Here is a 5,979-nt window from a genome sequence, read left to right as displayed (position 1 = left end):
CGCATTACTCGACAAACCCGAACTGAGGCGCAAACGGATAGAAAATGCTCGGGCTATCCCGAATAAAATCGAGGTTATATCGGTTTCCTTTGCCCGGAATCCTGATGTCGTGGCTGAGGTTCTATTTCTTGCAAATGGATACTGTGAGTACTGCAAAAATCCGGCTCCATTTGTACGCCGTGCGAATAACTCTCCGTATCTTGAAGTCCATCATAAAAAACCGCTTTCGGAAGGCGGTGAAGACACTGTTGCCAATGCGGTAGCTCTCTGTCCGAACTGTCATCGAAAGGCTCATTATGGCTGGCCAAGGGGCTTCAAGTGAAAAGAAGTAAAAAATCATTGAGTTGCCAAAGCCCGAACCAGCGGGTGAACCGGACGCCAAGGGTCTCATTCTTTTTAAAGGTTTAGAAAACTTTTAAACGATGTGCTTTCAATCAACTTTTTTGGAAACCCTTGCCGCCCGTTACCCAAACGTTATCTTTCGAAGGTCAGAATCACAATGCATTAGTTGGAAGCAGGAGAGATTATTTTATACCAATAGCTATCTGGAATTTCCATGAGTACAATCATAGACTTATTTCCTGAAAAATTTATAGCAGAGAGCAAAGAACTTGATAAGAAATTTCTTGAGGCCTGTGAATGGCTCACGACTTTTGGAATAGATTATAAAAGAACAAGATTTGGATTATACGAAAAAGATTTTAAAGACTTTGTGGAGGGTAAAGAACCTGGAAATGCGAAAGAAAGCCTTGAAACCTTCATGAATGCAAACTTAGAAGCCACTGAATTGGTCAGACTCAAAACTACCTTTGAAAGTTTTGATAATACACAATTATCTGAATCAGTAAAAAAACTCGTTGCAGGGCAACGATTTCGGAATGCAAGCTATAAAGATCAATCACGTGATTTTGCATTTGAGCTTAGTATTGGTTCAAGATTCTCAAAAGCTGGTTATGAAGTTGATTTGAGAAGCATATCTGATTTGGTTGTCATAATCGGCAACCGGAAACTATATGTTGAATGTAAACGGCTTAAATCTTATAACCAGTTGGAAAAAAGAGTAAAAAGTGCAAATAAACAAATAAAAAAAAGATTGTGTAGTGAGGTGTCCTCAAAAGCAAGAGGAATGATTGCGGTAAATATAACCGATATAGTCAACCCAAGCGCTTCAGCAGTAATAGCTAAACACATTAAAAATTATCAAAAGCAATCTGCTGATATTATGAAAAAATTTGTTCTGGCCCATCAAGAAGTTTTATCCAAGAATAAACACAAAAAGTGCTTAGGTGTTTTTACAGAGTTTGCTACTCATGGTTTTATCAATGCAAAAGAAGAAAAAGATTGTGCATTTGCATATATCCGTGAAGGTAATATCTTTCGCTATCCATTAAAAGATAGCGACGTTGATTTTTTATACGAATTTTGGCCGTCACTTGGGAATCAGCATGTTCTTTAAAAGATACGACAATTTTAAAGATAACCAATCACTGGACGGGACCGCGAGCAGCTCAGCCGCCTTTTTCAAGCACCGTGGGGCGGCCCGTCAGCTCAACCGTTATGCGTAAAAAAATTAATGAGGCCTCTTCAAAAAGCAGCAATATTGTTACCAGTTTATTTTCAAAATGGTATTTTTTTAAATGTTTGTCGCTCTAATTAATCGATAAAGGAATCAATCTTCATGAAAATTTCTCCCATGGTAAAAATCATTGTTGGCTTTCTAATATTTATGGGAGGCTTACAGTACCGAACTGGAGTTCAACTTTTTGATTATATCATTCTTGCTATTGCTATAGTAGGTTTTGCCATTGGAAGTAGCGGAGCGCGGGATTTAAGACGGCAATCCAATCCGGAGTATAAAGAATAGACATCTCCGCATAACCCATCACTGGAGTTGACCTGGGGCCACGGAGCGGCTCTAAAAGCTTCAGTTCCAACAAAAATCTTATTTGATCTGAGTTTGTCGGCAATAAGCCCCAGGCAACTCAGTTCAACCGTTATGCCTTTAATCCGAAATATTGACATTTATAATGGGTACCGTTATAATATGGGTCATGATAAAGTCTTTTAAGAATGCTGGAACGGAGGATGTTTTTGATGGAACTGCATCCAAAGCCGCCAGAAAATGTTGTCCGCAATCAATTTGGCCTGTCGCAAGACGCAAACTAGACCAAATTAACCGTGTGCAAGAAATCACTGAACTCCAAATACCACCAGGAAACAGGCTTGAGCAGCTAAAAGGCGATAGAGAAAATCAATATAGCATCCGAATAAATCAGCAATACCGTATTTGTTTTATTTGGGAGGAGGGCCAAGCATATGAGATTGAAATCACCGACTATCACTAATAACGTTTCGAGGAAACTCCCCAAAAACAGACCGCCAACACATCCTGGCGAGATGCTTCTGGAAGAGTTTATCAAACCGCTTAATATCACACAGACGAAACTGGCTCAAAAATTAGGAGTATCATATCCTCGTCTTAACGAAATCATCAAAGGTCGCCGTTCAGTGACACCAGACACTGCGCTTAGATTGTCTTATGTTTTGGGAATGTCTGCAGATTTCTGGCTTGGTTTGCAACAAGACTGGGATCTATGGCACGCTATGAACGGCCCAAAAGCTATTGAGATTCAAAAGCTGCAACCCCTTTCAATAGTACGAGACAATTTAGCATAACCCAGCGCTGCACGTGGACCGCAAGGGGCGCCCTTTTTCAAAGACTATAACAACTTCGAAAAATAGTGCTTTCAGCCAATTTTTCTGCAAACCCTTGCGGCCAGTGAGCTTCACCGTTATTTTTCAAAATGCCACTTTTATACTTAATAACTCCAATTACAATGTCTCTTGGCTTTGGTTTCTTAATGGCTGCTCTATTAGAATTTAAAGGGGTAGAGATAAATAAAGAAACGGCTTCTATAATTGATCGTTTTTTTGAAAGTTCTCTATATAAAAAAACCACGGCACTTGCCGCGTATTTTGGTGAGTGGGGATCGTTTCGTTTTATTTTTGAAATAATTCCGCGATGGAAGGCAAGCAAAACTGGTAGAAAAAATTTTTATATTGGTGTTGTGAATGTCGTAATAACTTGGTTGATTTTTCAAATTAAAGCATAAAAAATAACAAAGCGCTCCACCGGACCGCAAGGGGCGGCCTTTTTTAAAGTCTGTAACAACTATGAAAAATAGCGGCTTCAGCCAACTTGTCTGCAAACCCTTGCGGCCCGTGAGCTTCACCGTTATAATACTTGACGTTTGGAAAAAACAGCTACCGACATAAAGCGGGACAGTTTGAATCGATTGATGAGAATCTTCCAGCGAGTAAGCCTCAGAAACAAGGATTCCAGAAGATCCTTATTCTATGGAGTGTACCGGCTTAAAATGGTAGACGAAAAAACTACCAAGCTCAATGCATCAAAGACCTTTGTAAATATCTTTTCTGTGCCCAACTTTTACAATCAGAATGACTAATTTGTCATCATGAATCTCATATATTATACGATAATCTCCGCTTCGAATCTTATGAAAAGAATTATTCCCTTTCATCTTTGTGGTATTTGGCTCCGGCAAATTCTGACCAAGAGCCTCTATCTTTTTTTTTATGCGGACCAAATCCCTTTTGGGAAATTTCTTCATATTTTTCAATGCCACAGGTCGAAACTCTATAGAATATGTCATAAATCAAAGCCCCAATTGCTTCCAGACTTCTTCGGCGGGAATATTATTTCCAGGTTCTGCAAGAGCCCGTTTGGCATCTTCAATATCAATATGGTCTTCAATTTGTTGAAGCAGTTCAAGCTCATCAATAGAAATCAAAGCAGCAACATCTTGGCCTCTGCGTGTCAGAACTATAGGTTCATTTCCATAAGCTACTTTGTTAACAATATCAGCAAAATTTTTTCTTGCATCGGCTGTAGAAACTTTAGTGGTCATTTTACACCTCCAATTGTGTACTTTATGTATATAACGTACAACAGGTACTTCACAATGTCAATCATAGGCGAAAAAGTAAAAACCGTATTATAACAGGCGGGTGAACCGGACAGCAAGGGTCTCCTTCTTTTTAAAGGTTGAAAAACTTTTAAATGATGTGCCTCCAATGAACTTTATTGGAAACCCTTGCTGCCCGTTACCCAAGCGTTGGGTGGAATAGGAACATATTGAAACGAACTATATTTTACTCATGGCAATCAGATTTACCAAACAATACAAATTTAAGTTTTATTGAAAATTGTATTGCGGTTGCTATAAAAAAACTAAAAGCTATTGAGCCTATTTCTATTGGGTTGAATTTAGATAAAGCAACAAGAGAAGTATCAGGTACACCAGATATAACAGAATCAATATTTAACAAAATTAGTAGAAGCAGCGTATTTATTGCAGATATTTCAATAATTAATAGCTCTATTCAAGATGGTAGAAAAACACCAAATCCAAATGTATTAATAGAATTAGGTTATGCCGCACGAACATTAGGCTGGGAAAAAATTATTTGTGTTTATAATACAGATTATGGGAGCTATGAAGATCTACCATTTGATTTGAGAAATCGAAGAATTATGTCTTATAGTTTAAAAGATACGAATAAGGCCGATACAAAAAAAAATACTGCTAAGAAAATTGAAAAAGCTATTCAAGAAATGCATGAAAATGGAATTCTAACAGATAAAATCTTAGATTTTCTAAAAAAAGAAATTGATCAAGAAATATTGGGTTTAGTATCACATTTTGTACAGTTTGTGAGTAAGTCTGATGCAAAATTAGACTTATTTGGCAATATTCAGAACTTCTTAAACTATACACAATCAGACATTTCTGAAATATTAGTTAATAAAAAAGTATTAGGATTTTATCTTTTAAAAAGTTTTCATGAATATGAAGGAAAGATTCAAAACTTTATAAATCAAGCAATGAGCTCTCAATATTACAATAGAGAAATATTAAATGCACTAATTGATATTTATGAATGGTTTTCTGCATATGATACTACAAGAACAAGATATTTTTCAAAATTGTTAATTAAACTCGAAGAAAAAGAAGAAAGTCTTTTTGTAATAAATAGCTCAAAAGTGGCACATGGAAATCAATTTCCTGATAGATACCTTTTAATGAAAAAAATAAATGAGAAAGAAGGCCAAGTATGTAATTTTGGTGATTTTTATCCAGGAAATATTGCAAGCCTAACGAACTATCACCATTTTAACAAAGAATATTTAGATAAATTTTCTAATATATTACAGCTTTTAATAAAATCTATCAATAAATGGATAGAGCTTACTAACAAAGAGTTGATAATTGATTTTGTAAAAAATTTTCGAGTAAAAAAAACTGATGGTGACTGGTTGTAACCACCCAACAAAAAAATACAGGGGACGCAAAAAGCAGCGCCCCTGATTTAAAACGTTCTGTGTTTAGTACAAAGATTGAAAAAATGCCCAAAATTAGTATTGCGGATTGCGCATCATGCTGTATAATAAACTCATGATAAAAACATTTAAACACAAAGGACTGCGAAAATTTTTTGAAACAGGGAAATTGTCAGGTATTCAACCTGGACACAAACAAAAGCTTAGAATTCGGTTAATCGCACTTGATACAGCAACATGCATAGAAGACATGAAGACTCCAGGTTGGCGGCTCCACAGTTTAAAGGGTGATCGTCAAGGATTATGGGCGATTGATGTAAACAAAAACTGGCGTATCATTTTTGAGTTTAAAGATGGTCATGCCTATATTGTAGATTATGAGGATTATCACTAATGGCTATGTATAACCCTCCCCACCCTGGGGAATTCATCAAAGACGTTTATTTGGAACCGCTTGAGGTATCGCCCAGAAGTGTTGCCTTACGGCTAAAAGTCTCACCTTCAACCTTCTCAAGACTTATCAAAGGACAGAGCGCAATTAGCCCAGGAATGGCTTTACGTCTATCTAAATGTTTGGGGCGCAGTCCAGAAAGTTGGCTTCTTATGCAAGACAATTA

11 protein-coding genes are annotated in these 5,979 nt (G+C 36.9%); 9 read left to right on the top strand and 2 right to left on the bottom strand.

Annotation, left to right across the window (positions count from 1 at the left end; all coding sequences use genetic code 11):
* The 6 genes from BLT94_RS21390 to BLT94_RS21365 form a co-directional block, all read left to right on the top strand.
* Positions 1–322: HNH endonuclease (locus tag BLT94_RS21390; protein ID WP_139169104.1), on the top strand; the 322-nt coding region annotated here is incomplete at its 5' end.
* A 234-nt stretch (positions 323–556) separates the two neighbouring features.
* Complete coding sequence (locus BLT94_RS21385; RefSeq protein WP_092238719.1) at positions 557–1,456, top strand: hypothetical protein; 900 nt, start codon at positions 557–559, stop codon at positions 1,454–1,456.
* A 222-nt stretch (positions 1,457–1,678) separates the two neighbouring features.
* Entirely contained in the window at positions 1,679–1,864 is a 186-nt protein-coding gene (locus BLT94_RS21380; RefSeq protein ID WP_092238716.1) for a hypothetical protein, read from the top strand.
* Positions 1,865–2,027: 163 nt separating this feature from the next.
* Positions 2,028–2,345: a type II toxin-antitoxin system RelE/ParE family toxin gene (locus BLT94_RS21375; RefSeq protein WP_322787315.1), complete on the top strand. Its 318-nt coding sequence runs from the start codon at positions 2,028–2,030 to the stop codon at positions 2,343–2,345.
* Entirely contained in the window at positions 2,317–2,676 is a 360-nt protein-coding gene (locus tag BLT94_RS21370) for a HigA family addiction module antitoxin (RefSeq protein WP_092238713.1), read from the top strand. Before BLT94_RS21375 ends, BLT94_RS21370 begins: the two co-directional genes overlap by 29 nt.
* A 185-nt stretch (positions 2,677–2,861) precedes the next feature.
* Positions 2,862–3,113: a hypothetical protein gene (locus BLT94_RS21365; protein WP_092238711.1), complete on the top strand. Its 252-nt coding sequence runs from the start codon at positions 2,862–2,864 to the stop codon at positions 3,111–3,113.
* 297 nt (positions 3,114–3,410) lie between these two features.
* Here the strand turns inward: BLT94_RS21365 and BLT94_RS22720 are convergent, their stop codons facing one another.
* Entirely contained in the window at positions 3,411–3,674 is a 264-nt protein-coding gene (locus BLT94_RS22720; protein ID WP_092238708.1) for a type II toxin-antitoxin system RelE family toxin, read from the bottom strand.
* A 3-nt stretch (positions 3,675–3,677) separates the two neighbouring features.
* Entirely contained in the window at positions 3,678–3,929 is a 252-nt protein-coding gene (locus tag BLT94_RS21355) for a type II toxin-antitoxin system Phd/YefM family antitoxin (protein ID WP_014957540.1), read from the bottom strand.
* Positions 3,930–4,105: 176 nt separating this feature from the next.
* Here BLT94_RS21355 and BLT94_RS21350 point away from each other — a divergent pair, with 176 nt between their 5' ends.
* From BLT94_RS21350 to BLT94_RS21340, 3 genes are all read left to right on the top strand, one after another.
* A complete protein-coding gene (locus tag BLT94_RS21350) occupies positions 4,106–5,344 on the top strand; it encodes a hypothetical protein (protein ID WP_217641263.1) in 1,239 nt (412 codons plus the stop codon).
* A gap of 115 nt (positions 5,345–5,459) precedes the next feature.
* Complete coding sequence (locus BLT94_RS21345) at positions 5,460–5,756, top strand: type II toxin-antitoxin system RelE/ParE family toxin (RefSeq protein WP_245743218.1); 297 nt, start codon at positions 5,460–5,462, stop codon at positions 5,754–5,756.
* A partial coding sequence (locus tag BLT94_RS21340; protein ID WP_139169102.1) for a HigA family addiction module antitoxin occupies positions 5,756–5,979 on the top strand: 224 nt, incomplete at its 3' end. The genes BLT94_RS21345 and BLT94_RS21340, both read left to right, overlap by 1 nt.

The organism is Desulfobacula phenolica (assembly GCF_900105645.1).
Classification (GTDB): domain Bacteria; phylum Desulfobacterota; class Desulfobacteria; order Desulfobacterales; family Desulfobacteraceae; genus Desulfobacula; species Desulfobacula toluolica.
The sequence above is the reverse complement of the archived record's forward strand: the minus strand, read 5'-3'. Positions and strand labels throughout refer to the sequence as shown.

Excerpts from the sequence above, each read along its gene's own strand:
- BLT94_RS21370 (WP_092238713.1), top strand. The coding sequence starts at position 2,317 with ATGAGATTGAAATCACCGACTATCACTAATAACGTTTCGAGGAAACTC.
- BLT94_RS22720 (WP_092238708.1), bottom strand. The coding sequence starts at position 3,674 with ATGACATATTCTATAGAGTTTCGACCTGTGGCATTGAAAAATATGAAG.
- BLT94_RS21375 (WP_322787315.1), top strand. The coding sequence starts at position 2,028 with ATGGGTACCGTTATAATATGGGTCATGATAAAGTCTTTTAAGAATGCT.
- BLT94_RS21355 (WP_014957540.1), bottom strand. The coding sequence starts at position 3,929 with ATGACCACTAAAGTTTCTACAGCCGATGCAAGAAAAAATTTTGCTGAT.
- BLT94_RS21385 (WP_092238719.1), top strand. The coding sequence starts at position 557 with ATGAGTACAATCATAGACTTATTTCCTGAAAAATTTATAGCAGAGAGC.
- BLT94_RS21345 (WP_245743218.1), top strand. The coding sequence starts at position 5,460 with ATGCTGTATAATAAACTCATGATAAAAACATTTAAACACAAAGGACTG.
- BLT94_RS21365 (WP_092238711.1), top strand. The coding sequence starts at position 2,862 with ATGGCTGCTCTATTAGAATTTAAAGGGGTAGAGATAAATAAAGAAACG.
- BLT94_RS21380 (WP_092238716.1), top strand. The coding sequence starts at position 1,679 with ATGAAAATTTCTCCCATGGTAAAAATCATTGTTGGCTTTCTAATATTT.